At 71.1% G+C, this 20,896-nt stretch carries 17 protein-coding genes and 1 pseudogene; 5 read left to right on the top strand and 13 right to left on the bottom strand.

The window, feature by feature from the left end; translation table 11 throughout:
- Positions 1-369 precede the first annotated feature (369 nt).
- Positions 370-2,292, top strand: a complete 1,923-nt coding sequence (locus ACGFNK_RS21135) for a phosphatase PAP2 family protein (protein WP_393417983.1) — start codon at positions 370-372, stop codon at positions 2,290-2,292.
- Here ACGFNK_RS21135 and tgmB read toward each other — a convergent pair.
- Both tgmB and tgmA read right to left on the bottom strand, forming a co-directional pair.
- Entirely contained in the window at positions 2,279-3,271 is a 993-nt protein-coding gene (tgmB, locus tag ACGFNK_RS21130; RefSeq protein WP_393417981.1) for an ATP-grasp ribosomal peptide maturase, read from the bottom strand. The two genes, ACGFNK_RS21135 and tgmB, sit on opposite strands and share 14 nt — an antisense overlap.
- Before the next feature lie 16 nt (positions 3,272-3,287).
- Entirely contained in the window at positions 3,288-3,479 is a 192-nt protein-coding gene (gene tgmA / locus ACGFNK_RS21125; protein ID WP_386341652.1) for a putative ATP-grasp-modified RiPP, read from the bottom strand.
- Positions 3,480-3,884: 405 nt separating this feature from the next.
- On the opposite strand from tgmA, the gene ACGFNK_RS21120 reads away from it, so the two are divergent.
- Positions 3,885-5,132 carry a serine hydrolase domain-containing protein gene (locus ACGFNK_RS21120; protein ID WP_393417979.1) on the top strand — a complete coding sequence of 416 codons (1,248 nt, stop codon included), beginning with the start codon at positions 3,885-3,887 and terminating at the stop codon, positions 5,130-5,132.
- A gap of 31 nt (positions 5,133-5,163) precedes the next feature.
- Here ACGFNK_RS21120 and ACGFNK_RS21115 read toward each other — a convergent pair whose 3' ends face one another.
- From ACGFNK_RS21115 to ribA, 4 genes are all read right to left on the bottom strand, one after another.
- Complete coding sequence (locus ACGFNK_RS21115; protein WP_393417977.1) at positions 5,164-6,363, bottom strand: saccharopine dehydrogenase family protein; 1,200 nt, start codon at positions 6,361-6,363, stop codon at positions 5,164-5,166.
- Entirely contained in the window at positions 6,356-7,417 is a 1,062-nt protein-coding gene (locus ACGFNK_RS21110) for a saccharopine dehydrogenase (RefSeq protein WP_393417975.1), read from the bottom strand. Before ACGFNK_RS21110 ends, ACGFNK_RS21115 begins: the two co-directional genes overlap by 8 nt.
- A 75-nt stretch (positions 7,418-7,492) precedes the next feature.
- Positions 7,493-8,494 carry an ornithine cyclodeaminase family protein gene (locus ACGFNK_RS21105; RefSeq protein WP_393417973.1) on the bottom strand — a complete coding sequence of 334 codons (1,002 nt, stop codon included), beginning with the start codon at positions 8,492-8,494 and terminating at the stop codon, positions 7,493-7,495.
- Positions 8,495-8,552: 58 nt separating this feature from the next.
- Complete coding sequence (gene ribA, locus ACGFNK_RS21100) at positions 8,553-9,227, bottom strand: GTP cyclohydrolase II (RefSeq protein WP_386341642.1); 675 nt, start codon at positions 9,225-9,227, stop codon at positions 8,553-8,555.
- A gap of 77 nt (positions 9,228-9,304) precedes the next feature.
- On the opposite strand from ribA, the gene ACGFNK_RS21095 reads away from it, so the two are divergent.
- Positions 9,305-10,123 (top strand): creatininase family protein, encoded by an 819-nt coding sequence (locus ACGFNK_RS21095; protein ID WP_393417970.1) that lies wholly within the window; start codon positions 9,305-9,307, stop codon positions 10,121-10,123.
- Between the two features lie 407 nt (positions 10,124-10,530).
- On the opposite strand, the pseudogene ACGFNK_RS21090 reads toward ACGFNK_RS21095, so the two are convergent.
- The 5 genes and pseudogenes from ACGFNK_RS21090 to ACGFNK_RS21070 all read right to left on the bottom strand — a co-directional run.
- Positions 10,531-11,535, bottom strand: a pseudogene (locus ACGFNK_RS21090) (lysylphosphatidylglycerol synthase transmembrane domain-containing protein); the annotation flags it as partial.
- Positions 11,532-12,470 carry a class I SAM-dependent methyltransferase gene (locus ACGFNK_RS21085; protein ID WP_393418252.1) on the bottom strand — a complete coding sequence of 313 codons (939 nt, stop codon included), beginning with the start codon at positions 12,468-12,470 and terminating at the stop codon, positions 11,532-11,534. The gene ACGFNK_RS21085 and the pseudogene ACGFNK_RS21090, both read right to left, overlap by 4 nt.
- A gap of 8 nt (positions 12,471-12,478) precedes the next feature.
- Positions 12,479-13,579, bottom strand: coding sequence for a glycosyltransferase family 4 protein (locus tag ACGFNK_RS21080; RefSeq protein WP_393417968.1), 1,101 nt, complete (start codon positions 13,577-13,579; stop codon positions 12,479-12,481).
- A 23-nt stretch (positions 13,580-13,602) separates the two neighbouring features.
- Positions 13,603-14,001 carry a 6-pyruvoyl tetrahydropterin synthase family protein gene (locus ACGFNK_RS21075; protein ID WP_386341638.1) on the bottom strand — a complete coding sequence of 133 codons (399 nt, stop codon included), beginning with the start codon at positions 13,999-14,001 and terminating at the stop codon, positions 13,603-13,605.
- Between the two features lie 188 nt (positions 14,002-14,189).
- Positions 14,190-15,176, bottom strand: a complete 987-nt coding sequence (locus tag ACGFNK_RS21070; protein WP_393418250.1) for a zinc-binding alcohol dehydrogenase — start codon at positions 15,174-15,176, stop codon at positions 14,190-14,192.
- Between the two features lie 166 nt (positions 15,177-15,342).
- Here ACGFNK_RS21070 and ACGFNK_RS21065 point away from each other — a divergent pair, with 166 nt between their 5' ends.
- On the top strand, positions 15,343-16,173 hold the full coding sequence (locus ACGFNK_RS21065; protein WP_386341636.1) for a CDP-alcohol phosphatidyltransferase family protein: 831 nt from the start codon (positions 15,343-15,345) through the stop codon (positions 16,171-16,173).
- A 200-nt stretch (positions 16,174-16,373) separates the two neighbouring features.
- Here ACGFNK_RS21065 and ACGFNK_RS21060 read toward each other — a convergent pair whose 3' ends face one another.
- Complete coding sequence (locus ACGFNK_RS21060; protein ID WP_393417966.1) at positions 16,374-17,366, bottom strand: hypothetical protein; 993 nt, start codon at positions 17,364-17,366, stop codon at positions 16,374-16,376.
- A gap of 189 nt (positions 17,367-17,555) precedes the next feature.
- Between ACGFNK_RS21060 and ACGFNK_RS21055 the strand changes: the two genes are divergently transcribed.
- On the top strand, positions 17,556-19,829 hold the full coding sequence (locus ACGFNK_RS21055; protein ID WP_393417964.1) for a heavy metal translocating P-type ATPase: 2,274 nt from the start codon (positions 17,556-17,558) through the stop codon (positions 19,827-19,829).
- Between the two features lie 16 nt (positions 19,830-19,845).
- On the opposite strand, the gene ACGFNK_RS21050 is transcribed toward ACGFNK_RS21055, so the two are convergent.
- A complete protein-coding gene (locus ACGFNK_RS21050) occupies positions 19,846-20,748 on the bottom strand; it encodes a DUF5134 domain-containing protein (RefSeq protein ID WP_393417962.1) in 903 nt (300 codons plus the stop codon).
- Positions 20,749-20,896 lie beyond the last annotated feature (148 nt).

Below are 20,896 nucleotides of genomic sequence, written 5' to 3'. Positions count from 1 at the left end.
CCCCCGGTCGTGTCTCGGCTGCGAGCCGGTTGTGGCTGGTCGCGCCCCGCGGCGGAGCCGCTCATGTCACAGCCCCGCGCCCCTGAAGGCCGGGGGCTTCGCCCCCAGCCCCCGGGTCGTAGCACGAGTGCGGGCCCGTCGTGGCTGGTCGCGCCCGCGCGGCGCAGCCGCAGATTGGTACAGCCACGCGCCCCTGGTGGGCGGGGGCTTCGCCCTCACCCCAGCCCCGGGTCGTAGGACGGCCGCGGGCCCGTCGTGGCTCGTCGCGCCCCAGGGTCCGCCACCGGCCCAAGGCGAACCGCCCCACCGCCAGAGGCCGACGCCCGCCCCACCAACCCAAGGCGAAACGCCACTCAGAGAGGCACCCCCATGCCCGGGCAGCACACCCGTACCTCGCACTTCCAGCACGGCATCGACCGGCGCGTGTTCTTGCGTAACTCCGTGGGCGTCTCGGCGGGGCTGGCTGCCGCTCCGGCGCTTGCCGCGTGGCCGGCGGCTGCTGCTTCCTCCGGTGCCAACTCCCCTGCCGCCTTTGTCGATTCCTACACCACCAACGTTGTTGCGAATCAGACCGCCGAGACCAACGCGGCGGTTCGCATCCTCGGTGGCTTCGCCGAGATCTGGAAGACGGGATCCGCCTGGGACAGCGGCATGCCGCTCATGCCCGACGTCCTGCGCGCCAACATGCGCTACAGCGTGCGCGTCACCACCCACCGCACCGACGCCGAGGCGCGGCTGGCCTTCATCCATGACCGCCAGCACCAGAGTTACGCGGTGATCGCCGGACTGGGCCCCCTCGCCGACCTCTACAAGGCGGGCGCGAAGGCGGTCACCGGCATCACGTCCGCGCCGGACGGCGTCCCTGCGGGCAAGATCAACGACACGATCCCGGCCGACGCACCCGCGGGTTCCGCGCTCGGCGCGGGCTCCCACGACTCGGACCTGGGCAAGGTGGCGGAGCTGGTCGACACCGTGCGCGGCCCGTTCGCCTCGGGCAACCCCAGCAAGTTCGCGTACCAGTACCCGCGTCCCTGGCGGATGAACAAGGACAGCGAGGTCGTGGACACCGGCGAGAAGGACGCGCTGGGCTACCCGGTCTACGCGTCCGACGTGGCGGTCGTCCCGCAGTTGCTGCGGCAGCGGGCCGAGGTTCCGGCCGAGGACGGGGGCTTCCCCAGCGGACACACCAACGCGCTTCACCTGGCGGCGCTGGCGATGGCGTACGCGGTTCCCGAACGGTTCCAGGAGATGGTGACGCGCGCCTTCGAGGTCTCCCACACGCGCATCGTTTCGGGCATGCACTCCACCGTCGACGTCATCGGCGGCCGGATCCTCGCCACGGCACTCGCGGCCGCGGCCCTCGCCGACCCGAAGAACGCCGGCCTCAAGGCGGCGGCCCGCGCCCAGGCCGCCGCGTACTTCCAGGAGCAGACCGGCACCACCGCCGACACTCTCTACGCGTACGCCCACTCGGCGGACCTGGACGAGGATCCGTACGCGAGCCACGCGCTCAACTCGGCGGGCGTCTCCCACAAGTTGACGTATGTCCTGCCCAATCGGCCCGCGCGGGACCGCATGATCGTGCCGAAGGGCGCCGAAGTCCTCCTGGAGACACGGCTGCCGTATCTCTCCGCCGCCCAGCGGCGCGAAGTGCTGCGCACGACGGCGCTGCCCGCCGGATACGTCCTGCTGGACGGTTTCGAGCGGTGGGGCCGGCTGAACCTCTTCGCCGCCGCCGACGGATACGGGGCGTTCGACTCGGACGTGCGCGTCACGATGGACGCCACCCAGGGCGGCTTCGCCGCGGCCGACACCTGGCGCAACGACATCGGCGGGCGCGGCTCACTGGTCAAGCGGGGCACCGGCACGCTGACCCTCGCGGGAGCCAACCGCTACACCGGCGGCACCACGCTGGAGGAGGGCGTCCTCGTGACCGGTTCACGGGACGCGCTCGGATGCGGCGACGTGCAGGTGCGGGGTGGCACGCTGCGGACGGCGTCGCCGCTCCGGGTGCGCGGCGCGTACGCCCAGTCGTCCGGTACGACCCTTGACGTGACACTCACCGACGACGGCACACCGGCCCTGGCGGTGACCAGGCGCGTGCTCCTCGACCGGGACAGCACGCTGGTCGTCCGGCTCGACGACCAGCGGCCACCGGAGCCGGGCACCACGATTCCGGTCATCGACGCCCCTGTCCTGCGCGGCCGGTTCAGCCGCATCACGGTCGACGGCCACAACGCCGAGCCGGTGTTCACCAACCGCGGTCTGTCCGTACGGCTCACTCGCAGGTGACCGACGCCTTGGGCACGTCGCCGCCCAGCGGCGCCGTGTCCGGGACCGGGGCCGCGAGCCAGTCGGCGACGGCTCGTGCGATCGGCTGCTCCGTCTCTATTTCCACAAAGCCGAACTGGCCCGCCTGGTTGCACTCGAGAAACCACCAGATGCCGTCGGCGTCCTCGGCGAAGTCGAATGCGCCATACGCGAGTTGGGCCTCCCGAAGATAGTCGTGCACGCTCGCGGCGACCCGCGGCGGCGTCTCGACCGGCTGCCATGGTTCCGTGGAGGTGGCGAACCGGACGTCCACCTCCTCGGGATCGGCGCCTTGGCCAACCGCCTTGCGGGCGGCGAAAAGACGGTCGCCGACGCAGGTCAGCCGGATGTCGGCGCGCTTGGCCACGCGCCGTTGAAGCAGAGTGGGGCCGAACGCGACGGCCGAGAAATCCGTCTCGGGTGCGACCCTGCTGGTCGGAACCGCCCTCGGCGGCTCCTGCGGGTGTGCGCCCGAGACGGGCTTGACCACCAGATCCGGGAAGCGGTCCGCGAAGTCGCGGGCGGCCTGCGGGAACGTGGTGATCAGTGTGGCGGGCACGGGAAGCCCGCAGCGCTGTGCGAGATGAAGCTGCCAGGGCTTGTGGCGGGCCCGGCGGGCCGCGTCGGGGTGGTTCATCCAGCGCGCGCCGGTGGAACGCAGCATGCCGTAGAGCGCCTGCGCGGACTCCTCGGTGAGCCAGGCGGACGGCTCGGCGACCCGGGTCGCGGGCACACCGGGCCTGCGGACCCAGACGGACCGCAGACCGCTCATCGTCACCAGCCGGCCGCCGGCGGACAGATGGCCGCGGAAGGCGCCGTGCACGAACTCGCCCGACAGGGCGACGCCTCCGGGCAGGTCCGCGGGATCGAGGCGGACGACCGGGACACCCGTCCCGTCCAGTCGGGCCACCACCATGTCCGCGGTTACATCCTGTTCGCACGTCAGGATCAGAACCGTCATCGTCGCGGGTCCGTCTTCAGTCGTCGAAGTGGGTCTTCGAGCCCGCCGTGGACGTCGTGGCCCCCAGTTCCCGCAACACGGCGTAGTCATGAGCGGCGAGCCGCCCGTCGGGCAGGACGTTCATTTGCAGTCTGGAGTCATAGGCATACGGAACGCTGACCTCCAACTGCTGGGCCGGACGTGCATAGTTGAGCGCGAACGGTCGCATTGGTTCTCCTTGCTCGGTGCTTCCCAGTCAAGCGGATCGTGACGCTCCGGCGTCGCGGGGCCTGACGGGTCTGCAGGGCTTCCACGGAGATATACGAATCGAACAGTCGAATGGTTGCTTCACGCTGTGTAATCGTCCGAGCCGTTCGCCCTCCACCCCCCGTCCGGCCCGACCGCTCTCTTGATGCATGGGGCACCCATCCGCCCTCTATGACGTATACCCGGGCCTCACGGATCCGGTCTTCGGGCGCACTTCAGCGGCCCGGCGCACACCGCGCCCACGCGCGCGCCACACGCGCCCGCGTCGCACCTCCGGTGCGCGGGCAAACGTCGTCGGCCGCGCGAATCCGCAGGTGGCGATAGATTTCACAGGGACGGCATCTCCTTCCTCGAACCGGAGCGGACGATGAGCACGTTGCGACAAGAGGTGGAGCCGACCGAGGTCGGCCTCGATCCGGCGGCACTGCGACGGCTGGACGAATACTTCGCCCACCTCGTCGACGACGGCCGGTTGCCCGGGTACCTCGTCTCGGTCGCCCGTCACGGTTGTGTCGCACATCTCACTTCGTACGGCCTCCGGGACCGGGAGGCCGGAGTGCCGGTCGGGACGGACACGATCTGGCGGATCTACTCGATGACCAAGCCGATCGCCTCCGTCGCGGCGCTGATGCTCCAGGAGGAGGGCCTGCTCGACCTCGACGACCCGGTGGCCCGCCATCTGCCGGCCTTCGCCGAGCCCCGGGTGTACGTCGAGGGAAGCGGCTCGGACCTCAGGACCCGTCCCGCCGAGGGGCCCATCCGGATCCGGCACCTGCTGACCCACACCGCCGGGCTGACGTTCGGCTTCTACCACGTCCATCCCGTCGACGCCGCGTACCGGGCCGCCGGGGTGGAGAGGGCGGAGCCGCCGGATGCGGATCTGGCCGAGGCCTGCGAGCTGTTCGCGGGCCTGCCGCTCCAGTTCGAGCCGGGGACGCAGTGGAACTACTCGGTCGCGACCACGGTGCTCGGGCGCGTGATGGAGGTGGTGTCCGGGATGCCGCTGGATACGTTCCTCGCCGAGCGGGTCTTCGGGCCGTTGGGGATGGCGGACTCAGGGTTCTGGGTACCCGAGGACCGTGCCGACCGGCTGGCCGTTCTGTACGCCGAGAGTGACGGGGGCGGTGAGGGCCACGAGGGCGGTGAGGGCGGCATCGTACGGAGCCCTGAGCAGCCGGGGCACAGCCGTCCGCGGCTGCTGTCCGGCAACGGCGGCCTGGTGGCGAGCGCGCACGACTACCACCGCTTCATGGAATTCCTGTGCCGTGGCGGCGAGTTGGACGACACCCGGCTCCTGTCCCAGCACACCGTGGCCACAATGCTGTCCAACCACCTCCCCGCCGACCTCCGCACCTTCGGCAGCCCCGTCCACGACTTCCCCGGCAACGCGGGCGTCGGCTTCGGCTTCGGCGTCTCGGTCGTGATCGATCCCGCTCGTACGGAGTCACCGTCCGGCCCCGGCCTGTACGGCTGGTCCGGCGCGGCCGGCACGACCTTCTGGGTCGACCCGCAGCACGACCTGACCGTGCAGTTCCTGACCCAGGTACGGCCTACGGCGGGGCCGACGTGGTTCGCGGATCTGAGGCGGCTGGCGCACGAGGCGGTCGCAGGCTGAGGTGGGCGAAAGCCCCTGGCAGGCTACGAGTTCACAGGCCCTCAGCCTTGTGGCGCGTGCTGTCCATGCTGAAGTCGATCCCGTCCCGGCCCAGTTCGGCGAGCCATTCCTCGGAGCGCTCCGGTGTCTCGGCCGCACGGCTCAGCCCGGGCGGCAGGGTTCCGGCGAGGACCTTGCGTACGCCCAGCGCCAGCGTGCGCGACACGCACCGGGCCATCGCGCTCTCCTGCGCGTCCCCTTCCATGTCCAGCAGGTAGCGCCCCGACCAGGTCCGGCCCGAGACCTCGCGCACGTCGAGGGAGACGGCCAGGACGACGCGGTCGTGGTCGGCGTCCGTGGTCGGGTAGCGGGCCGCCAGCTCCTGGGCGAGCGCCGCGATGCTTTCGTCGTTGCCGCGCCGGAGTTCCTCGAAGACGGGTTGCCAGGCGTCGAGCCAGCCGGCCAGGCGGAGGGTGCCGCGGATGAAGGTCTGGGGTTTCCACGCCTGAGGCAGGTCGTACTGGTCCACGAACGGGATGCTGTCGCGGTTCGGGTAGACCTCGAAGGGTTCGGCGTCCACCAGGTGGGTGCGGGTGGCTTCCCAGGGGCGGGCGGCTGTCGTCTCCTCGCCGTACTCGATGTAGCGGGCGGGTGAGCGCAGGGCGTTCAGGACGCCTGCGGGGGCCCAACTGAAGCGGTACTTGAAGTCGTTGGGGACGGCGGGGATGCCGCCGCAGTACGAGGTGAGGCTGACCTCGGCGGCCGTGTCGGCGCTGATCTCCGTGCGTGCGCGGGCGATGAGGCTGTGCGCGAAGAGGTGGTCGATGCCCGGGTCCAAGCCCGACTCGGTGAGGACGACGATGCCCGCGGCGACCGCGGCGGGAACCTGGTCCAGGACCGCCTCGGACACATAACTCGAGCAGGCGAAGTGGGCCTGGTGCGCCACGCAGGTGGCCAGCAGCGGGCCGTGTTCCGGGGCCGGGAGCATGGAGACCACGATGTCGCCGGGTGCCAGTTCGGCGGCGAGTGCGGAGAGCGTGTACGCGCGGGGTTCGGCGCGGCCGGTGAGGCCGAGCGCCGAGAGGCTCTGTGCCGCCCGCTCCTCGGTGCGGTGCCACAGGCGTACGCGGTCGGCGGTGTCGCATATCGTGGCCAGGCCGCTGCCCGTGGACAGGCCCGCGCCGATCCAGTGGACGGTGCCGGAGGCTGGGACCACGGCTTCGTTGTCGGACCGGTTGGCTGTCTCAGACATGGTTGGACTCCCCGTCTCCCAGGCCGAGTTCACGGCACGTCTCGTGGAACCGGTCCAGGCATCGCCCCCACGCCCCGGCAACCCCGAACTCCGAAAGCTGTGGTGTCAGCAACGCCGAGAAGTCCGTGCTCGCCTCCTCGGGCAGCAGGGACGGCAGGTTGTCGATGGCGATGAGGTCGAGGGCCGGCCGTTCGTGGAGGCGGCGTACGGGGTCCGTCCAGTCGGTGACCGTGTCGTAGACCGGAAGGACGTTGTAGGGGGACCCGACGTCGCAGGTCACGTCGCACACCGTGCGCAGGCCGCGGCGCGGTTCGGCCAGGTCCTTGTCGGTGAGGAAGGGGGTGACGGGGCCGGTGCTGAGCACGCAGTTGACCATCAACTCGTGCTCCAGCAGGGCCTGTCGGTCCAGGTCACGGGTCTCGGCGAGGTCCCAGCACGTGGGGTCGAGCCCGGCCTCCCTGAGCGCGACCTGCGCGCCCCGTCCGGAGCGGCCCAGCGCGCCGATCACGAGCGAGCTGAACCGGGCGTCGTCCGGGCGGGGTTGGAGTTCGGCGTCCAGTTCCCCTTTCGACGTCGGCCGCAGCGGTGCCGTCAGCCTGCCCCGGTGGTGGAGTACGGCGAGGGCGGCGCCCACATATCCGGCCCAGTAGCCGAAGGCGGCGAGCCGGCGGCCGTTGTCGTCCACCAGGTACTCGAGGTCGAACAGCGCCCCGCCCCCGGCGACGAACCGGCGCAGCAGGGCCTCGGCCCCGGGCTGCCCCTTGTACGCGTGCCCGAAGAAGACATGCCGGTGCCGCAACTCGCCCGGTTCCTCGGGGAGTTCCTTGAGGCCGACGACGACCGCGTCGAGCGGTGCGACGGTCCAGGAGTACGGCTCGACGACACGGCACCCGGCCGCCTCGTACGCCTCGACGGGGAAGATCCGCTGCGGGGACCGCTCGACGGTCACTGTCACGCCGTTCTCGACGAGCCGCCGCGCGTCGGACGGCACGATCGGGGTGCGCCGCTCGGTCGTGCGGGTCTCGTGGCGCAGCCACAGGTGGAGCTCGGTCATACGCGGTTGACCTCCGGTCGCGGGGCGTCGGCGGCGAACCCTTCGGCACGCAGCGGGGTGATGTCCACGAAGGGATCATGCCTCATCAGAAGCCGCCTGCCCCAGGCCGGCCTCCCTGGCGGCGTCGATCACCACCCAGGCCGCCGCGGCGTCCTGGATGCCGAGGCCGACGCTGTTGTAGTAGACGATGTCGTCGGGGCTCGTACGTCCCTCGCGCCGGCCCGTGAGCACACCGCCGAGCGGGATCAGATTCTCGGCTTCGAGCAGGCCGGAACGCAGCGCGTCCACCACAGGCCCGGCGTGGCCCGCCGCGGTGTCCGGGTCGTCGACGACCACGGCCGCGGCCCGCCGTACGACCTCGGCGTCGACCTCGCTGCGGGTCCGCTCGAAGGACCCCACGCTCACCACCGTGCAGCCGGGCGCCAGCCACTCGCCGCGTACGACGGGTGTGCTGCTGAGCGTGCAGGCCGCGACCATGGGCAGCCCGGACACGGCCTCCTCGGCCGAGGCGACGGCCTTGGCGGCGATACCGAGTTCGGCCGCCAGCAGCTCGGCCGCCCGCTCGCGGCGCGAAGGAGTCGGACTCCAGAGGCGTACCGCCCGCAGGTCCCGCACCCGGGCCACCGCCCGCGCATGGGCCAGCGCCTGTGTGCCCGAGCCGATCAGGCCCAGCTCCGCGCTGTCGGCGGTGGCCAGCGCGTCGAAGGCCACCGCGCTGGCCGCGGCCGTGCGCAGCGTCGTCACCGCCGTGCCGTCCATGACGGCGGCCAGGCGGCCGGTCACCGGATCGAGCGCGTTGATCACCGCGTGCACGGTCGGCAGCCCGGCCGCCGCGTTGCCCGGATTGACGCTGCCGAACTTGGCGACGGCCCCGGTGTCCGCGGACAGCCGCGCGACGTACGCCAGCACCACACTGTCGTCGAACCCGCTCGGCTCCATGATCTTGCCGGGCAGGTCGGCGGTGCCGTCGTCGAGCGCGGTGAAGGCCGCGCGCTGCGACGCGATGGCCGCGTCGATGCTCAGCAGCTGCGTCACCTGGTGTCCGGAGAGGTAAAGGACGACGTCTGTCTCTGTCATCCCTTGTTCCTATCCGGATCCGGGCCGCCGCACCAGTCAGGACCAGTTCAGGGCCGGTTCAGGACCAGTGGATCACCGTGTCCAGATGCGGCAGGTGGTGGTCCATGCGCTCCCGCTTCGTGCGCAGATAGCTGATGTTGTGCTCGCGCGGCGGTATCAACAGCGGGACGTGCTCGGCGACTTCGATGCCGTGGTGCCGCAGGGCCTCGCTCTTGCGCGGGTTGTTGGAGAGCAGCCGTACGGAGGGCACGCCGAGGTCGTGCAGCATGTCCGCGGCGACGCCGTAGTCACGGGCGTCCACCGGGAGACCGAGGGCGAGGTTCGCCTCGACCGTGTCCAGGCCCTCCGACTGGAGCTTCATGGCCTGCAGTTTGGCGAGAAGCCCGATTCCTCTGCCCTCGTGGCCGCGAAGGTAGAGGAGGATGCCGCGGCCCTCCGCCACAATGGTGCGCAGGGCGGTCGAGAGCTGGTCGCCGCACTCGCAGTGCGTGGACCCGAAGGCGTCTCCGGTGAGGCACTCCGAATGCAGTCGGGTGAGCGTGTCCTCCGTTCCGTCGATATCGCCGTATATGAGGGCCACTTGTTCATCCCCGCGTTCGAGGTCCAAATAGCCGACGGCGTAGAAATCTCCGTACACGGTGTGCAGTTGGAGATCCACCACACGCTGGACACCCGACTGAACATCTGCCTTGGGGCTGGCACTTCGACCGAGCACGCCTTTGCTTTCCTTCATTTTCTCCTGCATCCAATCTGCCGTTGCCGCGTTAGCCTGCTCTCGTCGGTGCCTACGGAACGAAAGGCCTTAACACCATGACCGGTTCGGGAACACAGCTGACCACCCCCGGCTTGTTGCCGCTGGACACCACGGAGGACGTGAGGGCGCGTCGGCCCGGCGTCGCCGTCCTTCCCATCGGCAGCTTCGAACAGCACGGGCCCTTTCTACCGCTGGCCACTGACACCGTCATCGCCTGCACCATCGCCCGTGAGGTCGCCGCCGCGTACCCGGTGCATCTCCTCCCTCCGCTGACCATCGCCTGCTCGCACGAACATGCCGCCTGGCCTGGGACGGTCAGTATTTCCGCGGTGACACTCCACGCGGTGGTACGGGACATAGCCGACTCGCTTCGTCGCTCGGGCATCGACGCCCTGGTACTGGTCAACGGACATGGCGGGAACTACGTGCTGGGCAATGTGGTGCAGGAATCCGCGGGCAGCGGCACGCGCATGGCGCTGTTCCCGGCACCGGAGGACTGGGAGGAGGCGCGGGTCCGGGCCGATGTGCGGACCTCGCTGCTCAGCGATATGCATGCGGGGGAATTGGAGACGTCCATCCTGCTGCACGCTCATCCGGATATGGTGCGTCCCGGTTATGAGTCCTCCGACTTCCTCGCCGACGACCGGCGGCATCTTCTCACCCTCGATATGTCCGCTTACACGGAGTCCGGTGTCATCGGCCGTCCTTCGCTGGCTACCGCCGAAAAAGGCAAGGAGCTGCTGGCGGGCCTGGTGGACTGCTTCGGTTCGTATTTCTCGATCCTCAGGCCGGAAGCGGCGAATTCCGCTCCGGGCGCCGAGGACGCCGTACAGAAGGGGGCCGGACAGGACGGCGCGGAGAGCAGCCGGCCCTGACCGTCGGCCGCGTCCGCCGGTGGTGAGCGCGGGACATGGCCGTTGTGGCGCTGCGGCACGCCCTTCTCGTACGCGGGCTGGGGGCGCCGCAGGCCTAGGGCCTGTGTCGAGAGTGGCGTCGTCCGCCCGCAGGGCGGGCCGGGCGGCGTCTGGTGCGTGCTCTCGGCGTGCCGGGTGGAAGCCCTCGTACTGGACGTACTTGGGCTTTCGCCCGGTGCGGCGAAGGGGGTCCCCCCATCCGAGCCGTGCGAAGCCGGTTCGAGGATGGGGGCGCGTGCCAGGCGTCGGCCGGCAGGCGCCACTCTCGACACAGGCCCTACGGCCCACCGGGCGACGAGTACGCCGATGCCGGGCAGGCTCGCCACGAGGCTGAGCACGCCGTAGACGACGGCGACCGAAAAGCCGGTGCTCGCGCCGAGTCCGGCGGCGCCGAAGGCCCAGGCGGTGGCGCCCTCGCGAGGGCCCCACCCGCCCACGTTCAGCGGCAGTCCCATCGCGAGCAGGGCGAGCACCGCCAGGGGCAGCAACACGACTGGGGACGCGTCGGATCCCGCGACCCTGGCGGCGAGTACGAACATCACGAGGTGGCCCGCCAGCACCACGGCCGACGAGACGACGACACCTGGCCAGGTGTGGCGGGCCACCAGCCCTTCACGCGCCTCGGCGAGCGCGTTGCGCAGGCGGGGCATGCGTCGCGTCGAGGGCGACGAGCCCTTCAGCCGGACCGCGACCACGGCCGCGATCACCGCGGCGAGCGCCAGCGCGACGGCGGACGCCTCGACGAGGTGCTGGGTCTGGGTCTGGACCGGCGAGGGCAGCGTCAGCAGGATGACCCCGCCGGCGGCCATGAGCGCCACCTGGCCCGCGACACGTTCGAGGACCACGGCGCGTACGCCCCTGCCGAGGTCACCGGCGCTCTGTCCGTGCCGTACGGCGCGGTGCACATCGCCGAGTACGCCGCCGGGCAGCGCCGCGTTCAGGAACAGGGAGCGGTAGTAGTCCGCGACGGCAGGACCCAGCGGCAGCCGGATCTTCAGGCCCCGGGCCACCAGGCACCAGCGCCAGGCGCTGAACACCGTGGTGACCACGCCGATCCCGAGGGCCGCCAGCACCGTGGGGCCGTCGACCCGGCGCAGTCCGTCCACGAAGACGCCGGTGCCCGTCCGCCACACGAGTACGCCGAGAATGGCGATGCCCGCGAAAGTGCCGAAGTGGGTGCGCAGGGCGCGGGAGTCGATACGGGACCAGAGCGTGCGAAGGGTGCGGCGCGCGTCCGGGACCGGCCTCGGTGTCCGGGCCGCCCGTGCGCCCCGTGTCACCTGCTCGTCACCGCCGTCCAGGACCGGCCTCGGCGTGGGCTCGGCCCGGACGGCGCGTGGCTGCGCGTCGGCTGCCACCGCCTGCGCACTCATGCCGCTCCTCCCGTCGGACGGGCGAGGGCGAGAAGATCGCTGTGGTGCACCACGACGTTCAACTCCCCCGCCTCGCACGCCGCGAGACGCTCCCGCAGATAGGCGCCCGCACGCTCGGCGAGTTCGGGGCGCTCCTCGACGGCCGCGCCGACCCAGCCGCGCAGCCACTCCGCCATCAGCGGGGACTCGTCGGGTCCGAGCCGCCAGGCGCTGGGGTGCACCCGTACCGTCGCGCCGTGCCGGGCGAAGGCGTCGCAGGCGGTGGTGACCGCGTCGGGTCCGAGCAGGTCGCCGCGGCGCTGGTGGGCGTTGAACGCCTCGGCGATCTCGTCGTCCAGCGGGTGGGCGGGCGTGAGTTCGACGCGCCCCACCACCGACAGCGTCAGCAGGGCGGGGCAGCCGGCTCCGGCGCAGGCCTCGGCGAGCGCCTCGATCTGCTCGGCGGTGAGTACGTCGAGCAGGGCGGAGGCGGTCACCAGCGAGGCACCGGCCAGCGCGTCCGCGGTCAGCCGGGAGACATCGCCGCGTTGCGTCTCGACGGTGACGCGGCTGCCGTCGGCGGCCGTGCGGGGCGAGCCGACGGCGGCGAAGTGCAGCAGATAGGGGTCGTGGTCGTTCAGGACCCAGTGCTGGGGGCCGTCGAGTCGCGGGGCGAGCCAGCGGCCCATGGAGCCGGTGCCGCAGCCGAGGTCGTGGATCACCAGGCCGTTGGACCGGCGCTGCGGCAGGTTCGCGAGCCGGATCCGCAGGGGATCGAGGAGCTCGACCGCCCGCGCGGCGGCGTCGGCGGGCTCGCGCAGCTGAAGCCACTCGGGGGCGTACCGCGTCACGTCGTCGTCGGCCTCCGTGTCGGCGCCGCGCCTGCGGTCACCCAGCCGGATCGTTCCCACCTCGTACGCCGGAACCTTCGTCGTCGCGCGCCCGGGTGGCGTCATGCTCGTACTCACGCTGCCCCCTTCCTTTCGTCTCGTCCAAGTCGCCCCAGCACACCGGCCAGACTCCGGGCCGTCGCGGCCCAGCCGTCCAGTGCGGCCCTGCGTCCGCGTGCGGCGGCCCTCAGCCGGCGTCGTACATCTGCGTCGAGGAACCAGCCGCGCAGTTCCGCCGCGAGCGCCACCGAGTTGTCCGGCGGTACGAGGATGCCGGGCATCCCGCCGTCGGGAGCGCGCCCGACCGCCTCGGGGAGCCCGCCGACGTCCGTGGCCAGGACGGGGATGCCCCGGGCCAGCGCTTCGGTGACGGCCATGCCGTACGTCTCCGCGTACGAGGTGAGCACCATGAGGTCCGCGGAGGCGTAGCTCGCGTCGAGTTCGGCTCCGGCCTGCGGGCCGACGAGTTGCAGCCGGTCGCCGAGGCCGTGGTGGTCGATGAGCTCCCTCAGTTCGGCGACATAGCCGGGGTCCTGGCCCAGGCCGCCGACGCAGACGCAGCTCCAGTTCAGTTCGGTGAGGGTGGCGAGTGCCTCGACGAGGCGGTGCTGCGCCTTGCGCGGGGTGACCGAGGCGACGCACAGCAGCCGCGAGACGCCGTCGGTGCCGGCGGCCAGGGGCGCGATGTCGGCGCCGGGCGCGGCGACATGGACCCGGTCGGGGGCCAGCCCGTGGTGGGCGACCAGCCTGCGGGCCGCCCACTCGCTGGTGGCCACGATCGCGGGCACGGAACGCAGCGTGCGGCGCTCGCGGGCGTCCAGTTCCGCCGCCACGCCGGGGTCGAGCCCCGTCTCGTCGCCGAGCGGCAGATGAACGAGGACGACCAGGCGCAGCCGCTCGGTCTCGGCGGCGATGATCTCGGGGGCGGCGCAGGCGACGAGTCCGTCGAGGAGTACGCGGCTGCCGTCCGCCATCTCACCGAGGGTGCGGGCCAGCTCCGCGCGGGCGGCGGCTCCGGGCCGGGGCCAGCTGCCGTCGATCGCGTGCTTGTGGACCTGCCAGCCGAAGGCGGGGAGATCGAGGCACACCCGGGCGTCGTAGGTGTTGCCGCCGCTGGGCGTCCTCGGGTCGTCCACTCCGCCGGGCATCACGAAGTGCATGGCGCGAAGAGACATGGGGATGATGTCCGCGTACTTGTTCACAACCCACGCTCATAACTCGCCCAGGCGATGTGCGACTCGTGCAGAGTGACCGTGATGCCGGACAGTCCGCGGGCGCCCTCGCCCAGCGCTCCCTTGTGCACCCGCTCCGCGAGGCGGTCGGCGATGACCTTGGCCAGGAACTCCGTGGAGGTGTTCGTGTTGGCGAAGTCGGGCTCGTTGTCGAGGTTGCGGTAGTTCATCTCGCTCACCACCCCGCCCAGTTCCTGAGTGGCCAGTCCGATGTCGACGACGATGTTGTCGTCGTCCAGCTCTGCGCGCCGGAAGGTGGCGTCCACGAGGAACGTCGCCCCGTGCAGGCGCTGCGCGGGTCCGAAGACCTCCCCGCGGAAGCTGTGGGCGATCATGAGGTGATCGCGGACGGTGATGCTGAACAACGGACGACCCTCCAGGTGCGGCGCGTCTGATCCCTCTGCCGGGCGTGCCGTGTAGTACGGCAGGTCCGTTCTCCGTGTTCAGGCGGTACGGGAGGAAGTTTCGGCGGGTTTTCGTTTGGGACGCGTGGCTCGGACGCGTCGTTCGGTGGACCGGTCACCGGGCGTAGTCCCGAACCGATCCGGGCCGGTCATGCCCCTTCAGTGTCGTACTGAACCAGGTGGCACAGCGCCTGCGTCTCGCCTGCGGCGAGCGCGGCCATCGCCTCCGGCAGTTCCTCGAAGGCGCACGAGCCGGTGATCAGCGCGTCCAGGGCGGGGTCGGCGAGCAGTTCGAGCGAGAGGGCGAGCCGGTCGGCGTACGTACGGCGGCCGCTTCTGGCCGGGGAGACGGTGCCCACCTGGCTGCTGCGGACGACCAGGCGGCGGGAGTGGAAGGCCTCGCCCAGCGGCAGGCTGACCCGCCGGTCGCCGTACCAGCTCAGCTCGAGGACAGTCCCCTCCGGGGCGAGGAGTTCCAGAGAGCGGGTGAGCCCCGCCTCGGTGGCGCTGGCGTGCACGACCAGGTCGCAGTCCCCGGCGGCGTCCGCCGGGAGCGCGAAGTCGACGCCGAGCGCCTGGGCGAGTTCGGCGCGTGCCGGGTTGGCGTCGACGAGCTGGACGCGGACGGCGGGGTACCGGGCGAGGAGGGCGGCGACACTCGCGCCGATCATCCCGGCGCCGACCACCGCGATCCGGTCACCGACGAGCGGTGCGGCGTCCCACAGGGCGTTCACCGCGGTCTCCACGGTCCCGGCGAGGACGGCACGCGAAGCGGGCACCGACTCGGGTACGGGGGTCACGGCCGCGGCCGGGACGACGTACCGGGTCTGATGCGGATAGAGACAGAAGACGGTCCGCCCGACGAGCGACGCCGGCCCCTCCTCCACCAGGCCCACATTGAGATACCCGTACTTGACCGGCCCCGGGAAATCGCCCTCCTGGAACGGCGCCCGCATCGCGCCGTACTGGCTCTCCGGCACGCCACCGCGGAAAACGAGGGTCTCGGTTCCCCGGCTGACTCCGGAGAACAGCGTGCGCACCAGAACCTCGCCCTCGACGGGGCTCGGGAGGTCGACGTTCCGTATCCCGCCCTGCCCCGGAGATTCCAGCCAGAATGCGCGCGCGGCGCGGTCCATCGGCATGTCATCCTCCTGAAAAGTCGTGCCGCTCAGTCGTGCCCGAGCTGTGAACCTGCTGAGTCCGGCTGAACGATCCGGCGACCGTGCACGTACCGACCGTTGCGAAGCCGCGGACAACGTAAGCGGCAGTGATCGACTTTGTCATCTGGCCGGAGGATGTGCGGTGGCCCTGAACAACACGTACGACGCGAGGCTCTTGCAGCAGGAGACGGCGGTGGGAGCGGGTGTGCAACTGCTCTTGCTGGCCGTGATCGGCACGGCGATCGGCATGGGGCCGGTGGGCTGGTTGACGGGCCTGGTGTTCGCGTTCGCCACCTGGGCCGTGCTCGCCCGCGCACTGCACCGCACGCGCCCCCGCTCCTTCGGCCCCGCGAACCGGGTCACCCTGGGCCGCGCCACGCTCGTCGGCGGCGTCACGGCCCTGGTCGCGGACTCCTTCCAGAGCCCGCCGCCGGTCACCCTCCTGGTCGCCCTGACCGCGGTCGCCCTGATCCTCGACGCGGTCGACGGCAAGGTCGCCCGCCGCACCGGTTCCTCGACCGCGCTGGGTGCCCGCTTCGACATGGAGGTCGACGCCTTCCTGATCCTGGTTCTGAGCGTGTACGTCTCCACGCAGCTCGGCCCCTGGGTCCTCCTGATCGGCGCCATGCGCTACGCCTTCGTCGCCGCGGCCCGCTTCCTCCCCTGGCTGAACGCCGCCCTCCCCCCGAGCACAGGCCGCAAGACGGTGGCGGCGCTCCAGGGCGTGGCCCTGCTGCTCGCGGGAGCGCAAATCCTCCCGTACGCCGCGACCCTCGCAACGGTCGTCCTGGCACTGGGCTCGCTGGTGTGGTCGTTCGGCCGCGACATCGGCTGGCTGTGGAGGAACCGCGAGGGCAGGCCGACGCCTCGCGAGACGCGCGAGCCCGCCCGCGCCGAGCACTACTCCACCGTGTCCTCTCCGCTTCCCGTACTCGCCACGTCGGGCAAGGCGACTGGTTCATCGCGGCTTTGACCTGCTGTGACGCCGCCCAGCAGGGAGATGCGTCGAAGGTCGAGATCTCACAGCGCGACGCGCCGCTCTTCCCCATCCTGGCGTCACTGGTGACCAACGGCACCCCGAAGCTTTCAGCCAGGGCCACGTACTCGGCGTCGTAAGTGGACAGGTTGCCAGTTCGACTCGGTCACCGTCCGGCGCAGCACCGCCCACCACTTTCAGTGCCCGTGGCCGTCCGAACCGTGCTCCTCCGCGGTCGGCTCCGCCGTCGTCCGTTCCGCCGCTGCCGGTGTGCCGCCCGCGTTGACCGTGAAGGCCGCCGTACGGACCTTGCCCTCGTGCTTGAAGTCGAGGAAGAGGCGGTACGCGCCCTTACTGGGGGCCGTCGCCGTGAAGGACACCTCCGGGCCGGACTCCGTTTCGCCGTCGCCGGGCTCGCCGTTGGGGTGGACGTGGAGGTAGGCGAGGTCTCCTGAGCGGAGGGCGACCAGGTGGCCGTATGCGCCGAGGTAGGGCTGGAGGTTGCGCACGGGCTTGCCGTCCTTGGTGACGTTCAGCTTCAGTTCGCTGCCCGTGCCGGGGCGGAGCTCGCCGTTGAGGGTGACCTTGTAGCCGTCGACGATCGCGGTGGGGGCGGCCTTGGGAAGTTCGGCCGGCTTGTACGGGCCCGCCACGGCGAGGTCGGAGCCGAGGGTCAGACCCTCCGCAGCACCCTTGGGCTTGAAGTCGGCGAAGACGCGGTAGCCGCCCGCCTTCGGCAGATCGACCGGGGTCGACCAGGTGCCGTCGGCGGCACGGGTGGGGTGGAGGTGGCGATAGACCGTGAGGTCGCGTGAGGCGACGATGAGGTGCAGTTCCTTCTCGTGCTCGCGCTGGTACGCGGTCACGTTCCGTCCGGTGCTGTCCTTGACGATGGCGAAGCTCAGCTCGGTGGCCGCGCCGGCCTCGATGCGCGAGGTCTTCAGGTCGAGCGTGTAGCCGCCCTCGGAGGTCTGCAGCCCGCCGGGCGGTTCCGCCGCGTGCCCGCCGGCCGCCTCAGCGCCTCCGCCTCCCTCCTTCTCCTTGCCCGTCGCGTGGCCGCCGTGCTGCGCGGCCTCGGTGGTCTGGTCGTCGGACACCACGGGGTCGATGACGTTGCCCACTCCGTAGGCCGTGCCGAAGGTCGCGGCGAGCGCAGCGGCGAAGGTTGTGAGCTTCAGTGCGGTGTGCATGGCGTGATCCCTTCTCAAGGGTCGCCGCTCGGGGGCGACCAACGCTGTCCAACATACCCCCAGGGGGTACACAGTCAAGTCGAATCGGCCCTTGATTTGAATACGGGAGGGGGGTATACATGGAGACGCAGTTCATACCCCCGAGGGGTATTGCCGATATCTCCGCCTATCACGCTGCGAGGAGCGCACATGGCCACCACCACACCCGGCGCCGCCGAGGTCGAGGTCGAACTCGCCATCGGCGGCATGACCTGCGCCTCGTGCGCGGCCCGGATCGAGAAGAAGCTCAACCGCATGGACGGCGTCGAGGCGACCGTCAACTACGCCACCGAGAAGGCCAAGGTCACGTACCGGGACGAGGACGTCTCCGTCCAGGACCTGATCTCCACGGTCGAGGCCACCGGTTACACCGCCCACGAGCCCGCGCCCGTACGCTCAGAGCCGGCAACCGGTAGCGAGGACAGGCCCGATTCCGCTGCCCACGACGAGCTGCGGCCGCTCCGCGAGCGCCTGATCACCGCCGTCACCCTCGCCGTGCCGGTCGTCGCGATGGCGATGATCCCGGCCCTCCAGTTCGAGTACTGGCAGTGGCTGTCCCTGACACTGGCCGCGCCCGTCGTCACGTATGCCGCATGGCCCTTCCACCGCGCCGCCTGGACCAACGCCCGGCACGGTGCGGCCACCATGGACACGCTGATCTCGGTCGGTACGTCGGCCGCGTTCCTGTGGTCGGTGTGGGCCCTGTTCTTCGGCACGGCCGGCACTCCCGGCATGACACACCCCTTCGAGCTGACCATCGCCCGCAGCGACGGCGCCGGGAACATCTACCTCGAAGCGGCCGCCGGGGTCACCGCCTTCATCCTCGCGGGCCGCTACTTCGAGGCCCGGTCCAAGCGGAAGGCGGGCGCGGCACTCAAGGCGCTGCTGGAACTCGGTGCGAAGGAGGTGACGGTCCTGCGTGCCGACGGTCGCGAACTGACCGTACCCACGGCCGAGTTGAAGGTCGGCGACCGCTTCCTGGTGCGCCCCGGCGAGAAGATCGCCACTGACGGCGTCGTCGTCCAGGGCTCCTCCGCCGTGGACGCCTCCATGCTGACCGGCGAGTCGGTGCCGGTCGAGGTCGCGGTCGGCGACGGCGTCACCGGTGCCACGCTCAACGTGGGCGGACGGCTCGTCGTCGAGGCCAGCCGCGTCGGCTCCGACACCCAACTCGCCCGTATGGCCAAGCTGGTGGAGGACGCGCAGAACGGCAAGGCCGCCGCCCAGCGGCTCGCCGACAGGATCTCCGCGGTCTTCGTACCGGTCGTGATCGGCCTCGCCCTTGCCACCCTCGGCTTCTGGCTCGGCAACGGTTCCGGGCTGACCGCCGCCTTCACCGCCGCGGTCGCCGTCCTGATCATCGCCTGCCCGTGCGCCCTGGGGCTCGCGACTCCGACCGCGCTGATGGTCGGCACCGGGCGCGGCGCACAGCTCGGCATCCTGATCAAGGGCCCCGAGGTGCTGGAGAACACGCGCAAGGTCGACACGATCGTCCTCGACAAGACCGGCACGGTGACCACCGGCCGGATGACCCTGCTGGCCGTGCACACCGCCGACGGCACCACCGAGGACGAAGTACTGCGCCTGGCCGGTGCGTTGGAGCACTCCTCGGAGCACCCGATCGCGAAGGCCGTGGCCGCGGGCGCCGCGCAGAAGGTCGGCAAGCTGCCCACCCCGGAGGACTTCGCGAACGTCGCGGGTCTCGGCGTCCAGGGCATCGTCGAGGGTCACGCGGTTCTGGTCGGCCGGGAGAAGCTGCTCGGCGAGTGGGAGATCCGGCTGCCCGTGAACCTGGAGCGCGCCAAGGCAGAAGCCGAGGCGGCCGGACGTACGGCGATCGCGGTCGCCTGGGACGGCGAGGCCCGTGCGGTTCTCGAGGTGGCCGACGCAGTCAAGGAGACCAGCCCCGAGGCGATCACCCGGCTGCGGGCGCTCGGCCTGGCCCCGATCCTGCTGACCGGAGACAACGAGGCGGTCGCACGGTCGGTCGCCGCCGAGGTCGGTATCGACGAGGTCATCGCCGAGGTCCTCCCCCAGGACAAGGTGGACGTGGTCAAGCGGCTCCAGGCGGAAGGCCGTTCGGTCGCGATGGTCGGCGACGGCGTCAACGACGCGGCGGCGCTGGCACAGGCGGACCTGGGTCTGGCCATGGGTACGGGCACGGACGCGGCGATCGAGGCCGGCGACCTGACTCTCGTACGGGGCGATCTGCGCGCCGCGGCAGACGCGATCCGCCTCTCGCGCCGCACCCTCCGCACCATCAGGTCCAACCTGTTCTGGGCCTTCGCCTACAACATCGCCGCCCTCCCCCTCGCGGCAGCCGGTCTGCTCAACCCGATGATCGCGGGAGCGGCAATGGCCTTCTCCTCGGTCTTCGTGGTCGGCAACAGCCTGCGGCTGCGGGGGTTCCAGGCGGCGAACTGAAACAGACAGGCCCGCCCTAAACCGCCATCAGCAGAAGCATCGCCGCCATGGTGCCGCCCATACCGATATGGGCGGCCAGCGCGGCCTCGGGTGCGGCGCCGGGGCGGCGGCGGTGGCCGTGAGGGCCGCGTTTCGCCGTCCGGGCCCTGTCCCGGACGGCGAACGTCAGCGAGGCCAGGAACACGACGACCGTGTCCGGCATGGCGAGCAGCCAACGGCTCCAGCTGCGGCGCCGGCCGCCTTCGCGGCCCTCCGCGAGGCGGTGGCTCCGGTTCGCATCCCGGACCTGCGCCCACACGGACGCGGCGATCGACAACAGGAAGTAGACCGCGAGCGCCACGACCACGAGACGCCAGACAGCAGCTCCCGAGGACGTGGACGCTCCGGCGGCAGCGGCCAGTTCGGACGACTCCGTCCCGTGCCCCTGCCCGAGCCCCTGGCCGCTCCCGTGACCGTGACCGTTCATGGCTTCCGTGTGCGAGTGCGCCGCCGGCTCGGCGCCTGCCGCCATGTGCTCCATCCCCGGCATGTGCGCCATATGGGAGCCGCCCAGAGCGAGCACCGGCCCGGAGGACGTACTCGTCATGGCAAGCGTCATGATCACCATGCCCGCGCTGCCGACGATCAGATGCACCCAGTGCCGACCGCGCCTCCACCCACCCTCACGCGTGTGCTTCACGGCCAGCGCGACCCCGCCGAGCCCGAGCAGCGCGAACGCAACCGCCCACCCGACGCCGTACTCCGCGTACCAACCCACCGTCGCCGGCAAGGACATGACGGCCATGCACACGCTCATCAGCAGATCGCCGCCTGCCGCGAACCGGGCCCCGCCTCTCGTGGTCGCCATCCGGACCGAGCTGAACGCGGCGACCAGCACGGCGAGCACCGCGATGGACCAGGTCAAGGCCAGGATTCCCATCGATACCTCCGCATCGACCGACTGCGGCACCTGCTGGTGCCTTAGTACGTGACGGGGAGACAGGCCGTTCAAGCCCTTGACAACACCTATACCCCCTAGGGGTATGATGGAGGCGTCAGGAAGAAGCAGGAAGCCAAGAGCCGGGCAG

Origin of the sequence: Streptomyces sp. NPDC048825 (assembly GCF_043198355.1) — a bacterium.
GTDB lineage: Bacteria > Actinomycetota > Actinomycetes > Streptomycetales > Streptomycetaceae > Streptomyces > Streptomyces xiangluensis.
This window is presented reverse-complemented; position numbering and strand designations above follow the sequence as displayed.